Source organism: Aliinostoc sp. HNIBRCY26 (genome assembly GCF_050235535.1).
In the GTDB taxonomy this organism is placed as follows: Bacteria; Cyanobacteriota; Cyanobacteriia; order Cyanobacteriales; family Nostocaceae; genus Trichormus.
The window spans coordinates 3,800,669-3,823,118 of the sequence record NZ_CP189852.1; the positions used below are offsets into that span (position 1 = coordinate 3,800,669).

Sequence of the window (22,450 nt, forward strand, 5' to 3'; positions counted from 1 at the left end):
GCTGTCACCTATATTTCTCAGGAGCAAGTACCACTGGATACAGACAAACCACGAGGGGTAATATTTGGCATTTGAGCCACTAGAGATACAGTACCATCTTGATCGACGATCCAGCCTTGCGCCTCAACTATATTCGCTGGAGAAGATGGCAGACTTTCATTACTGACATGAGTATTTTGATCAACTTTGAGAGAATCTAAGGTTATCCATCGTGCTGTAGATACTTCACCTTGAAATGGTTCTATTGGACTGCGGGGAATTCCTCCCCTACCTGTGACAGTAAAGGAACTACGCCGAGCGGGATTACCTGGGTTACAACTAGAAACAATTTGCTTTGACGCATCCGTGAGATTACTGGGTAACTGTACCAAACCCCGACTTGGATCTATCTCAGGTGTATTAATTGTGACTGTGCCTGTTAAACCAAACTGGGAACTAGCATCAATGTCGTTAGTATTATTTAGTGGTATTGATGAGCGTTGTTCTAAATTAAAAATACTCCGAGCATTAATGTTAATATTGCCACCCCGCCCTTGAAAAGCATTAGCAGTGATATCGCTATTTTCATCAGGGACGGCAACAATAAAGCCACTATCAATCAAGATGTTACCACCATCTCCACCAGCCTGATTGATGCCTGCGGTAGTGGAGATTTGACTGTTGCGGCGTAATAGTAAGATTTCGTCGATTTGGAGCGTCAGATTTCCGCCCTGACCTGATGTAGTTGTGGCTGAGAGAACTGCTTGATTATCTAGCAACAGGTTACGAGCTGCCAGTTCTAAATTGCCTGCATCTCCTAATCCCTGATTGTTCACACCAATTGTGGCTTGATCTCGCAGTGTTAACTTATCGGTTTCAATCCTCAAGTTTCCCGCCGTGCCGATACCTTGAGAGGCAGTAAACAAACCACTAGGAAACTGCTGACCGGACTGATCTCTAAAAAACGTCCGATTGGGAATTTGTGGAACTGTACCAGTTAGTTCAATGGAATCAGAAGCGTTGATCAACAGATTTCCACCTTTACCGCTACTAAAAGTCCCAACCCCTATTTGCGCTCCGTTTTGGACGATTAGTCGAGCAGTGTCAATTGTGATTTCGCCTGCGTCGCCCCGACCGTTAGTGATTGCAAACACAATGGTGGGTTCACCAATATCAGAGGTGCCAGTTAATTGGATCTCGGAAGCCTGGATGTTAATGTTTCCCCCCTTGCCTGTACTGTTCGGAAAAACAGCAGCTAAAGTTTGTGCGCCTTTGCTAGCAAGAAACCTTCCCGTATTGACGGTCAAAGTACCGCCGTCTCCAGAACCTTGGGTCTGCACTCTCAACCCACTGCCAAAACCCACTGTCACTAACTCTGAGGCATTAACGAGTATATTGCCTCCCCTACCCCGATTAAATGTTGTGGCAGTTACCCTTGCCCCATCTAGTAGAATTAGGCTGCCTGTGTTAACTATAACAGTACCACCGTTGCCCGTCCCCTGAGTCTGTGCTGTCAAACTGCTGATAAAACTACCATTTCGACCAATAACTTCTACTGACTCCCTTGCATTTACAAGCACCTCACCCCCCCTACCCGCATTGGTAGTTCTGGAGCTTACCAGTCCGCCATCCTGGAGTGTCAACTTCCCTGTATTAATCTCTACTCTGCCGCCGTCGCCGGTACCTTGAGTCCGTACTGCCAAGCTGCTGGCAAAACTGGCATTTTGGGCAATACCAATGCCAATAACTTCTACTGATTCCCTGGCATTGACGAGTATATTGCCTCCACGACCCTGATTCAATGTGGTGGCACTTACTTGTCCACCATTTTGAATTATTAGCTTTCCTGTATCGATCACTACTCTGCCACCGTGGCCGATATCTTGAGTGTCTGCTGCCAAGCTGCTGATAAACCTGCCATTTTGAGCAAAGCCAATCACTTTCACGGACTCTCTAGCATTGACGAGTACATCACCCCCGTTACCTTGACCAAAAGCTGTGGCATTTACCTGTCCGCCATCCAGGAGTATCAGTTTTCCTGTATTAATCTCTACTGTGCCACTTTCACCTGTACTCTCACGGTCAGCAAGTGCAAATAAGCCGCTAGAAGCTATTGGTGCAGTACCAATAGCTTCCACTGACTCTGAAGCGTTAACCAGTAAATTGCCTCCACGCCCCTGACTATAAGTTGAGGCACTTACCTGTCCCCCAGATTGGAGTATCACTCGTTTAGTTGTTATCTCCACTCTGCCGCCATCTCCAGTATTATTGGCAGCAGAAAATAAGCCACTGGTAAAATTTCCATTGGCAGCGATTCCTGTGACTTCGACTAATTCTGAGGCGTTGACAATAATCTTTCCGCCACTGCCTTGGTTAAAAGTGCTAGATGATACTTGCGCCCCATTTTGGAGGATCAACTTTTTAGTGTTAATTTCTATATCACCTGCTTTGCCAATACCTGTTGTTTCAGTTAAAAAGAGGCTAGCCTCGTCATTGGGGGCGGTGCCACTGGCTTTGATAGATTCAGAAGCTCTGATGCTGATAGTTCCTCCACTTCCGTCACCACGGGTCAGGGACAAAATCAATGAACCATCTTGTAGTGCCACTCGCTGTCCCTGCATTTGAATATTGCCACCTCCAACACCACTGGTGTCAATAGCAGCAGTTTGGGAGAGGAGGATGTCTTGGAAGTTCTGCACACCCTGATTACTCAATTCCCAGCCTGGGGTGGTTGGGGTAAGGCCTACTAAACCCTCTCCTTGAACGCTCCAAACTGCAACTCGCCCTGATTCAGCACTCAAACTTCCGCCTTCCAGTACGACTTCACCACCAGCCAGAGCCAAAGTTTGACCGGGGTCAACCTCCAGACCACCAGAGCGATTGAACTCAAGTACCTCACCAGTCTCCTGATTAACTCTCAATTCGTTACCTTGCCCCTGGACGAGAATTCTCCCTGGATTTTGTCCGTATTGCAAGCCAATGGGGACATTGAGCGTTAGAAAAGGAGGAGCAGAGGGGTTAGTAGTGCTAAATTCTATACCATTATTAAATTTGATGCTCTGGGCTGTACTAGCTAAAAACGAACCACGGAGGTCAAGCCTCGCATTAGGCCCAAAAATAATGCCATTGGGATTTAGTAAAAATAGATTGGCTCCACCGTTAACACCAAGCGTCCCCAAAATTGTTGATGGGTTAGTTCCAGTGACTCGGCTGAAAATGTTTTCAATTCCCCCAGGATTAGTGAAAAAGACTCGCTGTCCATCTGCAACATTGAATTCTTGAAAACTGTGAAATATGCTTGTACCTCTTATAGCTCCGCCATCTACTTGAACAGCAGGAAGACCGCCTATACTAACATTTGGAGTCAGCATAGAACTTTCTGCACCTAAGAAGGAATCAGGGGTAATCTGAGCTGTAGCAAAGTCTCCGGATGCAATGTATGCTGTACATATGGCTATGAAACTGGTAATTCTTAATAGCCAGCACCTAGATGAACAGCTAAGACTCATGATTACCATCCTCAAAAATATTAAAACCTTAGTTTTGTACGAACTATGAGATGGGGAAGTTGAAATCAAGAGGTTATGATTTCAAACCTGGTAATTTTGGATAAAAATCCCCTTCTGGTTGTGGTGGTGGTGGCAAAGGTGTGGGCGCGATCGCTGGCCGACCATTAGGATCAGTGTTTTGAGTTGAAGTTAGGCTACCTCCATTACCTCCATTGATTTGTTCTTGCTCACTGGGAGTAAGTTCAATCAACCAATCGATATGCGGCAAGTTTTTTTGTTGGTCTTTCATCTTTACCTTTTTTGTTTCTTCAGTACCTTACAAAATAATCAGACTCTTGTAACAATCTATAGGAATCCGCTTTGATTCCTGAAATTATTTGCGTAGGGAGGGAACAGGGAACAGGGAACGGGAAAGAAGGAATCAAAGTGTACCGAGTTTTTTTCAAAAATCAAATAGGAATCCTATATCAGATCGCATAATTAGTGAAAATGCTTATATTCAATTATTTAGCTTAAGTTTAAACTCTTACGGAAGTTTAAATTTTATTTACAAAAAATCACCTTTGAATTAGTTAGGGAGTAGGAATTATGGAGATGGAAATCATCATTTTTAATAGGAGTTCGGCTTTTTCAAAATCATTTGGAATTTTGAATTACTGATTACAAGTCAGCAATTAACCTGACTTTTCTGAGCAAGAATTTCAAGACTGTTTCTTTGCGAGAAATAATATCAGCTCGTCCCTGCATTCCTGGCTGAATAGTACATTGATGGTTGCGGCTGCCAAAGGACAAGTTTTCTGGAAGTATCGTGACTTCGTAAACCGCACTCGCACTACCTTGGGTGGATTTAATTGTATCTTGAGAAATTTGACCGACAACACCTTTGAGAGTACCGTAATCAGGATAGGGACAAGCTGAAACCCGCATCTGTACTTCTTGACCTGGTGCCAACTTACTGACATCATCGGGGGAAACGGTAGCTTTGATGACTAAGGGCGCATGACTAGGGACAATTTGAGCAATTTCTTCGCCTTGACTGACTGATTGTCCAGGGTTTCGCAAGTTTAATTGGGAGAGAATCCCATCTTCGGTGACTGTAATCTGAGTTTGACTGAGATCCTTGTCTACTTGTTGGAGTTCGCTGGTGTCATGCTGGAGTTGATTTTTAATTTGTAATCGTTGTTGAAATAAAGCTTCCCATTCTCGCTTGAGGGTTGCAAGTGTGGCTTGACCGCTAGCCATTTCTTGGGCAATAGTTTGTTTAGCGATCGCTACTTCTGCATCACTAGGATTCAGCGCAGTTTGAGCGCGGCGTAGTTTGGCTTGTTCGGCGGCTACAGCTTGTTGTTGTTGGGCAATGATTTGCTGTTGCGCCTCAATGGTGGCTTGTCGCACTTCCACCGCTTGCTGTTGTTGAGCCACATCCAACTGTACTTCTTCTAACTGATTCAAAGATAAAGCACCAGCTTGGACTACTTGCTGATAGCGATCGCGTTTGGCTTGGGCTGCATTCATCGCGGCTTTGGTTGATTGCAAGTTAGCATGGGCAGAACGCAATTCTACCTGCGCTTTAGACCATTCGTTGCGCGCTCTATTTAAGTTCGCCTGGGCTGCTTCTACCTCTGTTTGAGCAGCAATTTGCTGATCTCGATAATTGCGTTGGGCGCGATTAAATGCAGCTTTGGCTGAACTCACCACCCGATTTTGGCGATCGCTTTCCGCTTGAATTTGTCGATTCAGGGCTGTAATTTGGGCATCAATTTGCAGTAGTTGCAGTTGTGCTTGCTGAATGTTGCTTTGCAGTTGATTTTTTTGAGTTTGCAGCCGGGAATCATCAATGGTAGCTAGCACATCGCCCTTTTTTACTACCTGATTTTCTTTGACCAAAACCTTGGTGACTTGACCAGCCATCGCCGCTTGTACTAGCCGCAATTCTCCTGTAGGGCGGATAGTTGCTTGCCCTGGAACTGTGACTCTGTATTCAATAATAGAAGATAAGGCGATCGCTCCCCCCACACCACCAACGAGTAATAAACTACCGATTCTGATCCAATTACTAATCGGTGGGAGAAATTCATTGCTTTTAATTAGGGGTAGAGAGTCGGTGTTAATGTGATTAACCATGACCTTTTTCTGAGTAGAGATTAGCGAATGCTACTTGATACCAAATAAAGTTTGTAGGGTGCGTCAGTATGAATAACTTCTGGGTATAGTTAGGTTTTCTCACTCTGACGCACCCTACATTTTGAATATTTTTTGATCTGACAGTCTCTGACAGTGGCAAGAATTTTTACTGAAGGATAAATCTACACCATCCAAAAAATCTAAATGCTCACCAGCTTGACGACTTAGAACCTCTGGAGAACCTTGAATTTTTAATTGCCCTTGTTCCAGCATCACAATCCAATCAGCTTGCTGAATCACTTTGGGACGGTGGCTAATTAGAATAGTGGTTTGACCTTGGCGGTGAGTGAGCAACTGATTTAATACTTGAGCTTCACTCACTGGGTCGAGTGCGCCCGTAGACTCATCTAAAATCAGCACTGGCGGATTATTCACAATGGCTCTAGCAATGGCTAATCTTTGCCGTTGTCCCCCTGAAAGATTCGCCCCAAATTCTCCTAATACGGTTTGATATTTGTCGGGGAGATTGCTAATAAACTCATCAGCCCCAGCAATCTGACAGGCTTTGACAATCTGCTCAAAGCTAATATCAGGCGCACCTAAACGGAAGTTTTCTATAATTGACCGACTCCAAAAGTGTGCATCTTGCGGTACTAGCACCACTTGTTGGCGGAAACAGTCTAAAGAAATATCTTCTAAATTATAAATACCAAAGCGAATATTACCAGACTGGAGTTGATATAAACCTGCAATCAATTTAGCTAGGGTACTTTTACCACAGCCAGATTTACCAATCAAAGCAATTACCTGCCCCCCAGGAATCGTGAGCGAGAAATCTTCCAGTAGTTCAACTCTGCCTGGATGATGAAAGTTAAGGTTAGTACAGGTAATATCTGCGTTGCTGGGAATTTTTACCCAAGGCTTTTGCTGATTATCTAAAGTTTCTGGGGTAGCGTCAATGACTTCTGTGAGACGTTGGGTAGCAGTTTTGGCACGGGTAAATTCGTCAACAAAATCGATAGTAGTTTGAATAAAGCTGCTAAAGTTGCCATTCATGCTATTAAATGCCAGAAGCATCCCAATAGATAATTCCTGGCGAATGACTAAGGTGCTGCCGAACCAGATTAAAGCAATGCTACCAATATTAGATACTAAATTGGAGAAGACACCGTTAACAATACCAATTTGAATAGTACGGAAGGTAAAGTTAGCCAAATTACTAAAACGCCATTGGAACTCTTCCCAGAATTGGGGAGCAGCAGCAGTAGTTTTTAAGGTAATTGCACCTTTGAAAGTTTCCACTAAAACCCCTTGGTTTTCGGCGGATAATACTAAAACGCTGCGAATTTTTTGTTGTAATGTGGGTAAAAAAACTACTGTAGATAGGGTCATCAACAGAGCGATCGCACCAGCTAATACTGTAAGTTTGATACTGTAAAACAGCATGAAACCTAAAGATACTAAAGCGATAAAAAATTGGCTGGGCAGACTCACAACAATTTGAGAAATTAATTGATTAATTTGTTGAATATCTTCCAGGCGACTGACAATTTCACCACTACGCCGCGATTCATAATAACTTAAAGGTAAGCGTAAAATCTGCCTGCCAAATTCAAAAATTAATCCTAATTGCAAACGTTGTGAAAAGTGGGCGACGAGATTTGATTGGGCTAACCGTAGGCTACTGCTGATGAGGTGCATAGCAATTACCGCTATCGCCACACTAGTCAGAAGTTGATTATCTCCCCGTACTAGCACATCATCGGTGAGAATTTGCAACAGGAAGGGAGAAGCAAGGGAAAGTAAACCTAAAACCGAGTTGAGCAATAAGGTTTGAGCCAAAATGCCGCGATAAGGCGCAATGCGTCGCAGAAAGCGACCAAAACCGCCAATTTTTTCTTGTTCATCTTCCTGAGTAAAAAAGCGCACTGGATCGGGTTCTAATAAGAGCATGACTCCGTTTGTCCATGCTTCTAAAAGCCATTTTTTTTCGAGATAACGGATACCTGCACCTGGGTCAGCAATGACGTATTTATTACCCTGCTTACCATATAAAACTACCCAGTGATAACCTTTCCAGTGAATAATAGCTGGCAAGGGAATAGTTTTTTCGTTGCAAGTCTCCAGAGTTACTTTTACTGCTCTTGCATTAAAACCAAGAGCTTCTGCGCCTTGTTTCAATCCTAAGAGGGTGCTGCCTTGCTGTCCTGTACCGACAGCTTCCCGACAGCGACTAATGCTAAAGGTTTTACCATAATGTTTAGCCACTGTCGCTAGACTGGCAGCACCGCAGTCTTCTTCGCTATGTTGTTGAATTAGATGGAATTTCATGAATTAAACCGCCGATGGGATAGATGTGTACTAAGTAATTTCACTAAGTATTAACCTTGGGCGGTTCTAGCCCCAAAACTGAGGGAACACTCTCTGGTGCAGCAAGCCGCAGTAATTCATAACCAATACCGGCTAGTCCCGTCATTAGTCCTGGTGTTTCAACTTTCAAGGGAACACCACAGAGCCAGCCATGTTGATTGATACCTTCAAGAATGGCAGCAGCAAAGCGATCAATTTCAGTTTTCCATTGCGGCTCATCTAGGGTGAGGCTGGCTTGCAATAGCAATTCTAGATTGCCTAAGTCTCCATGACAAAGGGAATGGTTGCTACCAAATCCATTGACTGTGGTGGTTTTCAAAGCTGTGTTAATTTCGGAACGGATTTGGTGATCATCAAGGTGTGGAAGGGAACGTAAGCGAGCTAGTCCAATTCCTGGCGCACCGTGACACCATGCCGTCATGCAGGTATCTTGGAGGTGATTTTTTTCGAGAACGTGAGTAGTAAAATTGCGTAAATCTAGCCAGTTACTAACTTCAGGAACAAACAGGCTACGCTCGTATTCAATAGCAGCTAAGGCAGTGGTTTTAAAACGCTGTTCACCAGTCAATGATGCCAACTCTAACAACGCCCAAGCTATACCCGCTACACCATGAGAAAACCCTGCTAACGGTGCTGTATCTGATATATTTGTACTCCAAGCGATACCATGCTGCATCGGTTGAGCGCAGGCGATGAGACGATCGCCACATTGCATCGCTGTCGCCAGGGTGCGATCGCTTGGCACACAATGATACAGGGTAATTAAACCAGCAATACACCCAGCAGCACCGCTAATAATATCCAATTGTTCATCTTTGGCAATCAAATCGGGGAGCAGTTGGACAATCTTTTCGGCTTCTGTTAGCAGTGTAGGTTGATTCCACAGTTTACTCAAATGGGATAAGGTATAAATAATTCCTCCCCAACCGTCAAACATCCCAATAGATTTGACATCAGATTGTCTAGCATCTATTTGTCGAAGAATGGTATTTAATGCAGATTTCGCTAAATTGCTATAGCGTTCCTCATTCGTGATAGAACCTAGATAAGCCAGAAATAATGCTACTCCTGGTAATCCATTATACAAATCGATGTCTAATCCGGTGAGCAACCATGTTTCTTGAGGAGTCAGCTGTAAACCAATCCAAGTAGCATCCTGTTCACTAGATAATGCTAACGTCTCTAAGCGATCGCCAACTGCTTGTGCTGCGTTGAGTAATTGTTCACGACTAACTTGATCATCTACAGGAATTACAGAGTAACTGGTTTGTTGTCTTTGCTCCCCTACCTTAACCAAGGTTGTCAGAGAAGCACGAATAAACCACAGTTGTTGTGTCAAATCAGCTTCACCAAGTTGCTGAAAACGACGCTGGACTAAAGCCATACTTGATTCAGCAAAAAAGTCAACAATTCTCTCACCAGAACTAGTCCACAAATCCCGCGAATTGGGGCGAGTAGTGAATAGGGGAACATCACCTTGCCATAAATCTTGGCGTTCAGCAGCCATGACTTTGGTTAAATGAGGTTCTTGTGCAACTCCTAGCCATAGCTTATCAAACAGGCGATCGCGGTCTAAAGCATTGCGTAAAACGTCGGGATGAAAGCCTTCAGTTAATAGTAAGCTGTAGATATAAGTAGAACGAATAATCGCCCGTACATGATATTCCCCAAAGCCAGCTAAAATCCCATTTTCCGCCAGTAACTCGTCTCGATGTTTAAACAGCAACCAATAAAGGTTAGTAAATCCTGTAATTAGAGCATCCGTATAATCTAATACACTAACTTCCTTACCGTTGCAAGTCGGTCGATTTTGGTTTCCTGGCATTTCTATGCGTTTGCGCTTCAGAGATACTTCATCAGTTCCCTGTCCTTCCAAATAAAGAACCCGATAAGGCGTAAGCTGACCTTGTGCAGATCCCAAACCACTCAAGTCAAGGCCTTCATACTCATCATTGCCATAAATTTTCTGTGGCAATAATCCAATACTCAATACGGAGAAAGCTATTTTTTTGTACGCCAGTAAGTCTGATTTGACAAGTTCCACGCGCTCAAAGTGAGGATGAAACAAAGCTTCCAAGTCAATCAAAATAGGATGCTCACCTGCGGCGATTAAGTTCTCACTGTGAAAATCAGTTGCTTGCAAGGCGTAGAGTAATGCTAAGTAACCACCCTGACGTTGATAAAAACGTTGAATCTCCTCTGTTGTCTGACATTCAGCAGCAGTCACAAACTCTACCCAACCATAAGAACCCCGTTCTAAAATCTTTAAGGTGTAAAATGGTGGATGAGTACCCCGCTTATTTAACCAAGTCAGTAGTTCTTGAAAATGCACATCAACAGCTAGGCTTCTCGGTTTATAAACAATCTGCAACCCAGAGCTAAATTTAGCAATCAGAACAGAACGTCCTCTATGATGGGTATCGCCTGCACTACCTTCTAACTCTACCAGCACTCCTGGCTGATCTTCAGGGCTAAACAGCTTGCAGATATCAGTCCAATCAGCACACAGATGGCGCAGAAACTCTAAACTGAACTGTATCCAGTGATCAATACAAATTTTGATTTGGTGCGCGAGAACTGGATATTCTTGCAACAAAGCCAAAGCTTGAGAAGGCTGTCGTAAATTGGCAATGAAGTTCTGAAATCTTTCTCCAGGTGTATCCCCATTTAACAATCCTTGCAGTCGTGCCACATTGATTTCTAAAACCATTGTTCTGTGTAACATGGGCAACAATTGTTTTAGTAAATTTTCCTGGAAAATATCCATCACACCTTCAGCGTCAAACGGTAACTCTGATTGATGCTGAATGAGTTTTTGCATCTCCTCATTTAGTTGCTCAAAGCCTTGTTGAATAAGTGGTTCAATGAGGTATAAAAAACCAGTTGTTTCTTCTTTGAGCATATTTGGGGGCAGAAATATATGAGTATCAGAGTTAGCTGCTCTCGTAAATGCTTGTTCTATTTCTGACACCCATGCTGGAGGAGAAACGCGATCGCCTATAACCTCTATTGGCGTACCCAAAATGTGGAGAAATTCTTCCTCAGTTACACCATCCAATTTTAAACGCTCCTCCCAATCAGCATCACTCATAAATGAGTTTTGTTCCCGCCAGCGTTGCATCCTTTGTTGTGCTGTTTTGGCATTGATTTGCTGTTGAGATTTCGAGGAATTAAGTATATTTATTAAGGCAACACGTTCAGCTAATGTCAGAGCTTGCAGCCATTGTTTATTAATAACATAATTTTGATTAAGCATAGTTTCTCTTCCAAAATCAAATTCAAAAAATGTGGGAAAGAGTGAACTAAAAAGACTCACCCATTCCCTGTAGTTAAGTATGCTAAAACAGCACAACTACAAACCTTTTATCTTCATTAAATCGTGCCAATGAATTCGTCTTATCTTCTAGTCAGAATGTCGCAAATAACGCCCTTGGTAAACCCCTTTAGACCTGTGCAGAAAACACCTTGAGAAAATCCACCACCAGCAAGTGTTTGTGTGACTTCATTAGGTAATTCAATCATCCCGGCGGGATTTTCAGGTAATTGAGAACGTTGCTCATCACTCAAACTGTTGCGATAGTCTTCATCTTTCCAAGCGCGGATAATGTCAAAATTAGACATGATTTTTCTCCTTTGATGTTGGCAATTATTTCGATAGTGATTTGTGTCAATCCAGTCATCTTATCTTCTAGTCAGAATGTCGCAAATAACACCCTTAGTAAAACCCTTTAGACCTGTGCAGAAAACACCTTGAGAAAATCCACCACCAGCAAGTGTTTGTGTGACTTCATTAGGTAATTCAATCATCCCGGCGGGATTTTCAGGTAATTGAGAACGTTGTTCATCACTCAAACTGTTGCGATAGTCTTCATCTTTCCAAGCGCGGATAATGTCAAAATTAGACATGATTTTTCTCCTTTGATGTTGGCAATTATTTCGATAGTGATTTGTGTCAATCCAGTCGTCTTATCTTCTAGTCAGAATGTCGCAAATAACACCCTTAGTAAAACCCTTTAGACCTGTGCAGAAAACACCTTGAGAAAATCCACCACCAGCAAGTGTTTGTGTGACTTCATTAGGTAATTCAATCATCCCGGCAGGATTTTCAGGTAATTGAGAACGTTGTTCGTCACTCAAACTATTGCGATAATCTTCATCTTTCCAAGCGCGGATAATGTCAAAATTAGACATGATTTTTCTCCTTTGATGTTGGTAATTATTGTGAGAAATTGACCTATTTATTGGTCATTCTTGTGAGGTATACGATGGATTATTGTGTTTATGCAGTCAGGGTTAAAGTTGTTGAATATCGCAAATAGTCCCACAAGTAAAATGAGTCAATCTGCACGTACATATAATCCCCTGAGTAAATTTACCACCAGCAATTGTTTGTGTTAATTCATTAGTTAATTCAATCATTCCGGCAGGATTTTCAGGTAATTGAGAACGTTGTTCGTCACTCAAACTATTGCGATATTCTTCATCTTTCCAGGCGCAGATAATGTCAAAATTAGACATGATTTTTCTCCTTTGATGTTGGCAATTATTGTGAAAAATTGAGTTTTTAGAAACAACCCTAAACTTCAGAAATTTAACTGTGCTTTGGTTGTCCTGTGACTCTCTACGATGGCTCTTAGTGTTTATGCACCCTAGTCAAAATATTTTTTTGAAAAAGGGAGTAAATGCCTGGAATCCTTTGTATTACAATTAAATAGAAACTCGTAAACTCTAAATTTTCTATACTCACAAAATTTTTATGCAACCCCGACAGGGTATTCTTGAAACCTTCTCAACCTTTGTGCAGTTTGATGCAGATAGGTTCAGTGTTTGGGTGACAGATGGCAAACTAAACCGAAGTATCAAAAATTGCTTGCAACAACACCCACAACAGATATCTGATAACTTTTGGGTGCTGTACTGGTACAAAATCTGGCAAATAGAAGCCAGTCCTTTAGCAGTGGGACATATTTCGGCTTATTTGCAAGAGGTATGTTATTGGGTGGCGAGGAAAATAGCCTTAAATTTTTCGAGTCAATTTTCTATTGCTGATTGTTTTCAGATAGCGATTTCCTGCATTCATAAAATTCTCAAAAATTTTAATCCTGAATATAGTACAAGCTTAAAAAGCTATGCTGAATTTGCTTTTGAGCGTTTTCTCAAAGATTCCCTACGTGTGGGAAAGGAAGCAGATATCTGCACTGACTGGGCTTTACTGCATAAAATTAGCCGCAAGCGGTTGATAAATTCCTTAAATCATGCAGGTTTTAATAGTCAAATTACCAAGAATTACGTTTTAGCTTGGGAATGTTTTCGGGAACTCTACACCAGTGACAGTCAAACTATCCGTCAGCTAGGAAAACCCGATAACAGCACATGGCAAGCCATCACTCAACTTTATAATAGACAAAGCTTGAGTCAACTAACTCCCGAAACATTGGAAAAATGGTTGAGTACCTGCGCCAAAGCTGTACGAGAGTTTCTTTACCCCAAGTTTGTGTCTGTAGATGCTCCCATTCCTGGGCAAGAATCAGGTAATTTATTAGATACATTACCCGCAGATTTATCAGCATCATTACTAACGGAAATTATTGCCCAAGAGTCAGCTAGAACGAGACAAACACAACAAATACAATTAAACCAAGTGTTGATTGATGCCATAGCAGCTTTAGATATTCAGGCTCAACAATTACTCCAAGCTTATTATCAGCAAAATCTGACTCAACAACAAATTGCCGAAAAGTTAGCAATTAAGCAATATTCAGTCTCTCGTCGCTTAAGTAGCATTAAACGCTCATTACTCACTACACTAACCCAGTGGAGTCAGGATAATTTGCATATTTCACCGACATCTGTCGTAGTCGATGCCATTAGCAAAAGTCTAGATGAATGGCTTACCAATTACTATAGAACCGCTTGAGATTATGTTTGATCATGCTGTGGGTTTCGCTGTTGATAATGACTTGGTTCTAGAATTGATTCCGACATCACCAAATCTAGAGCAGAATTACTCTACACCTGGTGCTTGTCAGCGTGCTTGGGTTAATCAAGTTTGTTTAACTACTTTTTTAGACTGGTTGCAAGAGGAAGTTACACCCCAGGCGAGGGTTTATCCCAACAGGGTGGCTTTACCGAGTATTTGGGAAGTAGTTAATGGTACGGCTGTGAATTTTGATAACTCGCGCTTGGTGTTAATTCCTACCTTAGCAATGGATGGGGATGAATTGCGTGTACCTCAAGAATGGGTGGATATTCCTGAATGGGTAGCTGATTATTATTTGGCTGTGCAGTTAAATTCGGAGGAAGGCTGGATGCGGGTTTCTGGTTACACAACGCATCAACAAGTGAAAAGTTTAGGGGTTTATGATGCAGGCGATCGCACTTACAGTTTAGAATCTGATCAGCTCATTTCCGACTTGAATGTGCTGTGGGTAACTCGCCAATTATCTCCTGAAGAAATCACCCGTGCGTCGGTTACTTCTCTACCACCCTTACCCCAAACCCAAGCAGACAATTTACTGCAAAGATTAAGTCACGCAGATATCAAATTTCCTCGTCTAGAAGTTCCCTTTCAACTTTGGGGAGCATTAATCACTCATGGCGGTTGGCGACAACGTTTGTATGAATTGCGTCAAGGAGTTGTACAATCAGCATCCGTAGGGCAATGGTTACAAGCAGGTGTAGCAAATTTTGCTCAACAATTAGGTTGGGAAAGGCGACAGTTTTTAGCTGTGTCTTCAGGGATAAGGAGTATAGAAAGCCAAGTTTCTACTTTAGGTTTATCTCGACAAATACTAGTAGCTGGTAATACGTATGAGTTGCGAGTTATTGCCAAAGGAAACCCAGAAGAGAACATTTGGCGGTTTGAATTACACCCGACAAATTCAGACAATCTTATTCCTGTAGGCTTTCAACTCAGACTACTCACAGAAGACTTACAACCATTTCCTCACAATGAAGATACCGCGACAAGTCCTAGAGAAGAATTATCCGTAGAAGTAATGTTAGAAACTGGTGAAGGTTTAGTTTGGGAGGTTACACCTTTACCGCTAGACTATGAGCGCGAAATTTTGCGTTTTTAGATAACTGATGACTGTTAAACACAGATGTACCTTGCTTCCCGCAGGGTACGCGGATAACAATTCTGGAAGTTGCTTAATTACTCAATATGCCAACCAAAATTTCTATTAACTCTGGTAATTCTTCAGGTACTCGATATAACTTTAAATCTTCAGTTATGTGTTTTTCTTGACGATTATATTTAGCAAATCGCCAATCCTCACCAGTAGTTACTGCTCCATAAAGAAGAGATTTATCTGAATTAATCCATTGATCAAGGGCGATTAATTCTACTGCTAATTGTGTAAATCCCCTGCTTAAATCTGCTTGTTTTGCTTCAATCACTAACAAACCTTTACCTTTATCAATGTAGTAATCTAAGTTGCCTTTTAGTTGATCACTAACATTGATTGCATACTCAATATTTAACTGGGTTTGAGCTATTTCACATACTTCTAATAATATAGGTGCAATTATTGCTTGTTTGCGTGCATCTTCGCTTAGTAACTGGACTCGTCGAAGATTGCGTTCAATTACTTGCTGTAATTGCTCAGTTTTATTAGCTACTACTTCTGTTTTTGGTAATGGTAAGCGTTCACGTCCATAAGTACAACCGATTTCAGCCAGTATATCTTCTGGAGAAAATGGTAAGTCAAAATATTTACTGAAAGTATAGCTTTGTCCTGGTTGAATAATTCGTGGGCGGTTCATAATTTTTAACTTTACAGTTTGGATATTGTTTTATGTGAAAGCCCCTTAGCTGTGTTATTTTACTACATATTATTGAGATTTTTTTAGATCATGGAACCGGATTCCTATAGATAGTATGCTTCTGGAATAGATTATTAATCTGGACTTTCAATTCAACATCCATTTTGAGAAGATGAAGAATAAATTTTTTAATTTTTTGTTGCTGGTATTAATCACTATATTAATATGTGTTTTAGTAACTCCAGTCTTCGCTAATATTCCTCAAAAAATAATTATCAATCAAGATTCACAATCAAATATTGTTGAGAGTCAAAAATTATATGAAAGTGGGAGATTTGCTGAGGCTGTGCAAATATTACAGCAAGCAATTCAAGAATATCAACGCCAGGGAGATAGTTTCAAACAAGCTGTGGCTTTGAGTAATTTATCATTGGCTTATCAACAACTTGGTGATTGGCAGCAAGCAGAATTAGCTATTACTACAAGCTTGGAGTTGCAAAAAAATCACAGTCAGAATTTAGCAGTTTTAGCACAAACTCTAGATATTCAAGGACGCTTACAAATATTAACAGGTAAGCCAGAATTAGCTCTAATAACTTGGAAACAGACTGAAGATATTTATACTCAGATAGGCGATAACAGTGGTATTGCCTTAGCTCGACTTTATCAAGCTCAAGCATTACGCTATCAAGGTTTTAATCAGCAAGCTATTAAGCAATTAGAACAGGTAAACCAAACTCTCAAATCTCAAGATGATTCTTTAGCCAAGGCAGATGTTTTACTGTCTTTGGGTGATACCTTAGAAAATGTGGGAGAGTTAGAGAAATCTCGTCTAGCTTTAGAAGCAAGTTTAGCAATTTATCAACGGCTAAAATCTCCAGAGAATATTGCTTTAACTCTCCTTAGTTTAGGTAATAACGCTCGCATCCAACAGAAAAATTCTCAGGCGATCGCATTTTATGAACAAGTATTTAATATCTCACCTTCGCCCCTCACAAAAGTTAAAGCTAGACTGAATCATCTCAATTTATTAATTGCAGAAAAACAACTGGCAGCCGCACAAGTTTTAATCCCTGAAATTCAATCTTTACTCTCAGAAATGCCACCGTCGCGCCCTTCAATTTACGCCCGCATTAACTTGGCGCACAGTTTAGGTAGTTTAAATACTCCCACATCCGAAATTGCCCAACTCCTGGCTACAGTTGTACAACAAGCCCGGAGTATAGAAGATATCCGCGCCGAAGCCTATGCTTTAGGTAATCTTGGTAGCCTGTATGAAAAGACACGACAAATTCCTGAAGCTATTAACCTTACACAACAGGCTTTGATATTGGCGCAAACCAGTAATGCACCGGAAATCAGTTATTTATGGCAATGGCAGATGGGTAGATTATTAAAAGCCCAAGGTAATTTTACAGGAGCGATCGCAGCTTATGACGCAACTATAGAAACATTAAATTCACTGCGTACTGATTTAGTCGCACTCAGCCAAGATATTCAGTTTAATTTCCGCGATAATGTTGAGCCAGTTTATCGTGAGTCGGTGGCTTTACTACTAGAAAATTCTGGAGAAAAACCTGATATTCCCACATTAGAGAAAGCGAGAAACCGCATTGAGGCATTACAGTTAGCAGAATTAGATAACTTTTTGCGTGAAGCCTGTTTACAAGGACAGAAGGTAATTCTAGATCAAATAGTAGATCAAGAAAATCCCAACACTGCCATACTTTATCCCATTATTCTCCCAGAAAGATTGCAAGTAATTGTGAAAATTCCTCAGCAACCACTGCGCCATTTTACAGTTAATAAATCCCAGGCAGCAGTTGAGCGCACTTTGGCACAACTACAAGAATATATTTTAGAACCAGATAGAACAGAGGAAGTTCAAACCCTATCACAAGAAGTCTATAACTGGTTGATTCAACCTATTGCCTCTAATTTAGCCACCAGTCAAGTTAATACTCTAGTATTCGTATTAGATGGAGCATTCCGAAATATACCCCTAGCTGCCTTATACGACGGTGAAAAATATTTAGTGGAAAAATACGCTGTGGCTTTGAGTTTAGGGCTTCAGCTATCAGCACCCAAATCTTTAGCACAAAAACCTGTGAATGTTCTGGCTGCTGGTTTAGTACAACCACCACCACAATTTCCCACATTCCCACCCTTACCAGGCATCAAGTTAGAATTTGACCTGATAGCTCAAACAGGAGCATCTACCAAAAAATTACTAGATCAAGACTTTACCAGTACCACTCTCGAAAAAAACGTTAATACTGTTCCTTTTAATGTCTTACATTTGGCAACTCACGGACAATTTAGTTCTCGTCCAGAAAATACTTTCATTTTAGCCAGTGATGGTTCTATCAATGTTTTACAATTCGATAACTTACTGCGCTCTCAGAGTGAAACTAACACACAAATTTTAGAATTATTAGTTTTGAGTGCTTGTCAAACTGCTACAGGTGACAATCGTGCTACATTGGGGCTGGCAGGTGCGGCAGTCAAAGCTGGCGCACGTAGTACACTCGCTTCCCTATGGCACATTAATGATCAATCTACTGCTATCTTAATTGGTGAATTTTATAGTGAGTTAATCAATAATAAAGTCACTAAAGCGGAAGCTTTACGCCGCGCTCAAGTCAAACTATTAACAAGTTATCCTAATTACAGTCGCCCTAGTTATTGGGCTGCCTATGTGTTAGTTGGTAATTGGATTTAATCTGAGTTCTGGTCAAAAATACTCCTGATTAATATCTAAATCAGAATTCTGTTAGTATAGTGGGGCGCAACCTATGACGAACTACTAGAACTAACCTTTTCTAAAATTATTTTAATAGCATCTAAGATTAACTCAGGCTGATCAATCCAAACAAAATGACTACTTTTGTGAGCATCAATTTGTACACAATCTGGGGATAAATTGATTATTCTCATGTGCATTTGTTCTCGTAACCGATTAGCTGCTTTTATAGGTAAAAGCATAGTCCAAAGGGATGTTTTAAAAAAAGTATGGGCTTTAATACTAACTATAGGTAAGGCTTGAAACTGACTAGTTAACTGAAGTTGGCGACTGCTATTATCTAGGTTCAAGAGTTCTCGACTCATGGTAATCCAGTGTTTAGGGCGGCAGAAAGAACGCTTAATTGGGTTTAGTTCTGCTTGAGGAAATTTAGTTAATTCTGGCTTAATCATCTCAAAAGTACCAATCAATTTGAGTAGTCTGATAATGCCAAATATTGACCCTAAAATTGACATGAAGAAACCAGAAACAAAAAATAGTTTTAAAGCTTGTAAATAGATGGACATTTTGAGCATTCCTGTTTCATGGAGTCCATCAGTCAGCACCATCCCGATTACTTTTTCGGGAAAATAATGGGCATATAACCGGACGTTATAACTACCAAAGGAATTACCGACAAGAATATAAGGTGGCTCAATTCCCGCTTTTGTGAGGAGAAAATCTAATTCTGTAACAATTTGCTGACTGGTGCGTGGATGCGGACTATGATCACTCCAACCATATCCAGCACGATCATATATACAAACTCGTGATAGTTTGGCTATTTCTGGCACAAGCAAATAGCCTTCAATTCCACCTAAACTGTGTTCTAAAACCACAGTGGGGCTAGACTTTCCCTCAGTGTAATAGTGTAAGCGATACCCACCCACATCAATTAGTTGTCCTTGCGGCGGTTGTCGATTTTCTATTGAGCTAGCGATCGCCTGATACAACGTTGTAGCTAATATTACGATAGTTTCAATAGGGAATGACATCATATTCTTTAATATATCCTGAATTTATGACGAAAATCGTTTAATTCAGCTTTGTATAAATGCGAATTACGTTAGCGTACCCCTCCGGGGAAGCAAGCTACGCTCTCGTCGTCTCGTAGAGAAGAGAAGTCCATTGCGAATTGGTATTAGAGCAAATGTTATACGAATTCGCAATTCGCAATTCGCAATTCGCAATTCGCAATTCGCAATTCGCAATTGATAAATCCTGACTTGACAAGGGTTTCTGGGTTTGGATCTGTATCATAATTTTAGTGAATTGGTATTACTAACTCTCTTCTTCTGGCCAAGGCTCTAATTCATATTTGAATTGGACAACCTCAAAGTTAGAATCGTCAAAGTAGTAATGCCCCTGAGCTTGAAATATGCGCTCAAAAAGTTCTGGAATACTATTAGCAATAATTACAGGAGTTTGAAGCTGATTACTGTCTGAAATGGGCTGTCCCAAAATTATGCAACATTCGCTCTTGAGAGTATTACAGAAGTAAGCAATACAGCGACCATCTTCAAGATCCATCAAATGAGTTGCATAACAGGTCAAAGAATCGGGTTGGGAAATTGTATAAATTTTATGAAAACTATATTGAGGAATTTGCCAAAAATGACCGCTATTAGCGTAGAGTGTCGCGCCATCGAATCGCTCTAGCATTTCAATATGTTCTTTAGAAACTGTCTCTGAGAAGTGGCTTTTATGAAAGTCAGACCAGTTAATTGGCGGTTGTGTGAGGTGCTGCTGTTGAACTTTGTCGAGTAACTGTGCAAAATCGTTGTTACGTTCGCACACTGCCCAACCAATCTCAGGTTGTAACGTTTGCGATTGAGAATCTTGACGAACGCCGATGAAACCAGCGATTAATTCTAAAAAATATTCTTGAGAGTCTGCCAATTGCAGACGAAATGGAGCCTTAGAGATTCCTAAAGGCAAGCTATTGGCACTAATACCGTGAGTTCCGTGGCTAAATGGTTGTTCGGAGGATGGTGAACTGTTAGGTAAGGAGCAGCGATCTATTTCCAGAACGGGATTTCTGACTGAGGGAGCTTTAGTGACTGAATGTTTAATATAAGGAAATAGATCACTCAACCAACCAGTAATTAGTTCACCGCCATAGACAGCTTGAGGCTTGTAGATACTGCGCCAAAACAAGAGTGATGGCCTACCTGAAGCTGTCTCTACAAACTCTTGACAGATTGGCATTAAGCGAGCAGTCCACCAGTCTAAGTCATACTCAGCCATGACTGGGATGCGATCGCAAATATTTTGCCAATCTTCTACAGTACCCAGCAGTGTAATCTCAGGAATGCCGCATATACAAGTCATTGCGTAGTCAAAATACTTTTGGAAGCTATTCATCATCACAATATGACTGGCTGTGCGAGTGATGGGTGTCGTAGTGCTGAAGTTACATTCTAGCAATCGATATAGGTCAGAGCCTACATGGTCGCGGATCAGTAATGCCCAATTTTGGGCTGCTTCACTCCAGTGCTGGGGTTGCTGAGGGATTTGTAAGGTTTCAACTATCAGTTCTTGCTTGCTTTGATGACGAACAAAACGCGAACGCAAAGTTTCTGCATGATTGTTGATATGTTGAGCAAATCCTTGAGCTAAGGTTATCCAAATGATGTCAGGTGTTAATAATAACGGGCGATGTTTGCTAAAAGCCGCATGAACAGCAAACGCCAAAGAATGAGTACCTTGATCTTGAATTATTTCAAACGTATCATTATGGCTGAATGCTAGCATCTGCTTGCCTAAATGCTTCTCTAACCGTAATTTGAAGTTTTCAGTAGGTAATTGTTTTTGAGCTTTTTTGACATCATCAACGCAAAAGCGAATCTTTCCTACAGTTTGTTCCAGGATAGGTGCAGTTACTGACATGAGCTAGTTTTGGTTATATTGTAGTGTTACTGAGGATTTTCTAAATATAAAAAAGGAATTATGCTATTTTTGCGAAGATGTAGTCTTAATTACAAAAGTTAATTATTCTTATATATTAGGTATTTTATTTATTGGAATTACCCTAGATTGAATATGGTTGTAAACAAGTTAACAATGACCTTGGTGGGGCTGATTATCGCACTTCTCTAGTCAGTTGATCTTTTTGTTTTCTATTATGTATGAAGATTTTTTAGCTTTACAAATAAGTTGAAAAATCAAATTAGATTACTATCCTAATAAAAAACCCTTCCTAATTAAGAAGGGTAAGGTATGATTTGGTACAGTAAGAGGTTGTGCGATCGCTAGATGCAAGTTCAGTCAATTAGTTGTTTACTAGGAACTTGTGTATCAATTTCTGCCTGAGATAAAGTAGGGAATAACCAATTAGTTTCACCAGCTTTGAAGACTTTTGCAGGTGTCAGATTAAATTCAATTGCGCCTGTAGTGGGATTAGTCTGAGCGATTGATTGTGTACCATCTACAAACTTAACAGCAATTGGTTCAGTTAGTTCTTCAACTGGAGCATTCGGACTTAAAACAACCTGAGAACCTGCTGGTAAGTATATACCATCGCAATCCCAATCATCATCTGTAATTTTACCTGCGGCTAAATAGTAAAGTTGGGTTGGAGATTTTTTGCCTTTGTTGGCATAAACGCCTAAAGTTTTACCAGTTTCATTCAGACACTGCGCTCGTTTTTTCGCAGTTTCCATGATAGATTTTTGAGCTTGCAATTGTGTTAGTCTGGCTTGCAATTGCTCAGATGTATAACCAGCTTGTTCTGGAGTAGTCTGCACACTCAAAAGTTGATTGATTTCTTGAGTAACTTCAGTGTAATCAGCCCCTTTGGTAAAGTCCTTGCTAGCCCAAGCAGGTTGAGAAATTGTGAAGTTAACAATTAATGCTAGAGCTACAAGTATAATTTTGATGAACTGCATATTTTTCTCCTTGATGTGAGTATTTATGAGAC

At 41.0% G+C, this 22,450-nt stretch carries 17 protein-coding genes; 4 read left to right on the plus strand and 13 right to left on the minus strand.

The window, feature by feature from the left end; translation table 11 throughout:
* Window positions 1–17: 17 nt before the first annotated feature.
* A complete protein-coding gene (locus ACQFX9_RS16135) occupies window positions 18–3,350 on the minus strand; it encodes a filamentous hemagglutinin N-terminal domain-containing protein (RefSeq protein WP_427156932.1) in 3,333 nt (1,110 codons plus the stop codon).
* A 64-nt stretch (window positions 3,351–3,414) separates the two neighbouring features.
* Between ACQFX9_RS16135 and ACQFX9_RS16140 the strand changes: the two genes are divergently transcribed.
* Window positions 3,415–3,537 carry a hypothetical protein gene (locus tag ACQFX9_RS16140; protein WP_427156933.1) on the plus strand — a complete coding sequence of 41 codons (123 nt, stop codon included), beginning with the start codon at window positions 3,415–3,417 and terminating at the stop codon, window positions 3,535–3,537.
* A gap of 24 nt (window positions 3,538–3,561) precedes the next feature.
* On the opposite strand, the gene ACQFX9_RS16145 is transcribed toward ACQFX9_RS16140, so the two are convergent.
* From ACQFX9_RS16145 to ACQFX9_RS16180, 8 genes are all read right to left on the minus strand, one after another.
* Window positions 3,562–3,777 (minus strand): hypothetical protein, encoded by a 216-nt coding sequence (locus ACQFX9_RS16145; RefSeq protein WP_427156934.1) that lies wholly within the window; start codon window positions 3,775–3,777, stop codon window positions 3,562–3,564.
* A 371-nt stretch (window positions 3,778–4,148) separates the two neighbouring features.
* On the minus strand, window positions 4,149–5,612 hold the full coding sequence (locus ACQFX9_RS16150; protein WP_427156935.1) for an HlyD family efflux transporter periplasmic adaptor subunit: 1,464 nt from the start codon (window positions 5,610–5,612) through the stop codon (window positions 4,149–4,151).
* 114 nt (window positions 5,613–5,726) lie between these two features.
* Window positions 5,727–7,943, minus strand: coding sequence for a peptidase domain-containing ABC transporter (locus ACQFX9_RS16155; protein ID WP_427156936.1), 2,217 nt, complete (start codon window positions 7,941–7,943; stop codon window positions 5,727–5,729).
* Between the two features lie 43 nt (window positions 7,944–7,986).
* A complete protein-coding gene (locus tag ACQFX9_RS16160; RefSeq protein WP_427156937.1) occupies window positions 7,987–11,238 on the minus strand; it encodes a type 2 lanthipeptide synthetase LanM family protein in 3,252 nt (1,083 codons plus the stop codon).
* Window positions 11,239–11,378: 140 nt separating this feature from the next.
* Entirely contained in the window at window positions 11,379–11,603 is a 225-nt protein-coding gene (locus ACQFX9_RS16165) for a mersacidin/lichenicidin family type 2 lantibiotic (RefSeq protein ID WP_427156938.1), read from the minus strand.
* Between the two features lie 60 nt (window positions 11,604–11,663).
* Complete coding sequence (locus ACQFX9_RS16170) at window positions 11,664–11,888, minus strand: mersacidin/lichenicidin family type 2 lantibiotic (protein WP_427156938.1); 225 nt, start codon at window positions 11,886–11,888, stop codon at window positions 11,664–11,666.
* A gap of 60 nt (window positions 11,889–11,948) precedes the next feature.
* Complete coding sequence (locus ACQFX9_RS16175; protein WP_427156938.1) at window positions 11,949–12,173, minus strand: mersacidin/lichenicidin family type 2 lantibiotic; 225 nt, start codon at window positions 12,171–12,173, stop codon at window positions 11,949–11,951.
* 102 nt (window positions 12,174–12,275) lie between these two features.
* Window positions 12,276–12,500, minus strand: coding sequence for a mersacidin/lichenicidin family type 2 lantibiotic (locus ACQFX9_RS16180; RefSeq protein ID WP_427156939.1), 225 nt, complete (start codon window positions 12,498–12,500; stop codon window positions 12,276–12,278).
* 238 nt (window positions 12,501–12,738) lie between these two features.
* On the opposite strand from ACQFX9_RS16180, the gene ACQFX9_RS16185 reads away from it, so the two are divergent.
* Both ACQFX9_RS16185 and ACQFX9_RS16190 read left to right on the plus strand, forming a co-directional pair.
* Complete coding sequence (locus ACQFX9_RS16185; RefSeq protein WP_427156940.1) at window positions 12,739–13,899, plus strand: sigma-70 family RNA polymerase sigma factor; 1,161 nt, start codon at window positions 12,739–12,741, stop codon at window positions 13,897–13,899.
* Window positions 13,900–13,903: 4 nt separating this feature from the next.
* Window positions 13,904–15,061 carry a DUF1822 family protein gene (locus ACQFX9_RS16190; protein ID WP_427162913.1) on the plus strand — a complete coding sequence of 386 codons (1,158 nt, stop codon included), beginning with the start codon at window positions 13,904–13,906 and terminating at the stop codon, window positions 15,059–15,061.
* Window positions 15,062–15,134: 73 nt separating this feature from the next.
* Here ACQFX9_RS16190 and ACQFX9_RS16195 read toward each other — a convergent pair whose 3' ends face one another.
* On the minus strand, window positions 15,135–15,749 hold the full coding sequence (locus ACQFX9_RS16195; RefSeq protein ID WP_427156941.1) for a hypothetical protein: 615 nt from the start codon (window positions 15,747–15,749) through the stop codon (window positions 15,135–15,137).
* 172 nt (window positions 15,750–15,921) lie between these two features.
* On the opposite strand from ACQFX9_RS16195, the gene ACQFX9_RS16200 reads away from it, so the two are divergent.
* Window positions 15,922–18,471: a CHAT domain-containing protein gene (locus tag ACQFX9_RS16200; RefSeq protein WP_427156942.1), complete on the plus strand. Its 2,550-nt coding sequence runs from the start codon at window positions 15,922–15,924 to the stop codon at window positions 18,469–18,471.
* Between the two features lie 71 nt (window positions 18,472–18,542).
* Here the strand turns inward: ACQFX9_RS16200 and ACQFX9_RS16205 are convergent, their stop codons facing one another.
* The 3 genes from ACQFX9_RS16205 to ACQFX9_RS16215 all read right to left on the minus strand — a co-directional run bounded on the left by ACQFX9_RS16205 (window position 18,543) and on the right by ACQFX9_RS16215 (window position 22,418).
* Entirely contained in the window at window positions 18,543–19,526 is a 984-nt protein-coding gene (locus ACQFX9_RS16205; RefSeq protein WP_427162914.1) for an alpha/beta fold hydrolase, read from the minus strand.
* Window positions 19,527–19,812: 286 nt separating this feature from the next.
* On the minus strand, window positions 19,813–21,420 hold the full coding sequence (locus tag ACQFX9_RS16210) for a DUF4419 domain-containing protein (RefSeq protein ID WP_427156943.1): 1,608 nt from the start codon (window positions 21,418–21,420) through the stop codon (window positions 19,813–19,815).
* Window positions 21,421–21,794: 374 nt separating this feature from the next.
* A complete protein-coding gene (locus ACQFX9_RS16215; protein ID WP_427156944.1) occupies window positions 21,795–22,418 on the minus strand; it encodes a hypothetical protein in 624 nt (207 codons plus the stop codon).
* Window positions 22,419–22,450 lie beyond the last annotated feature (32 nt).

Coding starts and splice junctions, on each gene's coding strand:
- ACQFX9_RS16135 (WP_427156932.1), bottom strand. CDS start 3,350: ATGCTGACTCCAAATGTTAGTATAGGCGGTCTTCCTGCTGTTCAAGTA.
- ACQFX9_RS16140 (WP_427156933.1), top strand. CDS start 3,415: ATGTATGCTGTACATATGGCTATGAAACTGGTAATTCTTAATAGCCAG.
- ACQFX9_RS16145 (WP_427156934.1), bottom strand. CDS start 3,777: ATGAAAGACCAACAAAAAAACTTGCCGCATATCGATTGGTTGATTGAA.
- ACQFX9_RS16150 (WP_427156935.1), bottom strand. CDS start 5,612: ATGGTTAATCACATTAACACCGACTCTCTACCCCTAATTAAAAGCAAT.
- ACQFX9_RS16155 (WP_427156936.1), bottom strand. CDS start 7,943: ATGAAATTCCATCTAATTCAACAACATAGCGAAGAAGACTGCGGTGCT.
- ACQFX9_RS16160 (WP_427156937.1), bottom strand. CDS start 11,238: ATGCTTAATCAAAATTATGTTATTAATAAACAATGGCTGCAAGCTCTG.
- ACQFX9_RS16165 (WP_427156938.1), bottom strand. CDS start 11,603: ATGTCTAATTTTGACATTATCCGCGCTTGGAAAGATGAAGACTATCGC.
- ACQFX9_RS16170 (WP_427156938.1), bottom strand. CDS start 11,888: ATGTCTAATTTTGACATTATCCGCGCTTGGAAAGATGAAGACTATCGC.
- ACQFX9_RS16175 (WP_427156938.1), bottom strand. CDS start 12,173: ATGTCTAATTTTGACATTATCCGCGCTTGGAAAGATGAAGATTATCGC.
- ACQFX9_RS16180 (WP_427156939.1), bottom strand. CDS start 12,500: ATGTCTAATTTTGACATTATCTGCGCCTGGAAAGATGAAGAATATCGC.
- ACQFX9_RS16185 (WP_427156940.1), top strand. CDS start 12,739: ATGCAACCCCGACAGGGTATTCTTGAAACCTTCTCAACCTTTGTGCAG.
- ACQFX9_RS16190 (WP_427162913.1), top strand. CDS start 13,904: ATGTTTGATCATGCTGTGGGTTTCGCTGTTGATAATGACTTGGTTCTA.
- ACQFX9_RS16195 (WP_427156941.1), bottom strand. CDS start 15,749: ATGAACCGCCCACGAATTATTCAACCAGGACAAAGCTATACTTTCAGT.
- ACQFX9_RS16200 (WP_427156942.1), top strand. CDS start 15,922: ATGAAGAATAAATTTTTTAATTTTTTGTTGCTGGTATTAATCACTATA.
- ACQFX9_RS16205 (WP_427162914.1), bottom strand. CDS start 19,526: ATGTCATTCCCTATTGAAACTATCGTAATATTAGCTACAACGTTGTAT.
- ACQFX9_RS16210 (WP_427156943.1), bottom strand. CDS start 21,420: ATGTCAGTAACTGCACCTATCCTGGAACAAACTGTAGGAAAGATTCGC.
- ACQFX9_RS16215 (WP_427156944.1), bottom strand. CDS start 22,418: ATGCAGTTCATCAAAATTATACTTGTAGCTCTAGCATTAATTGTTAAC.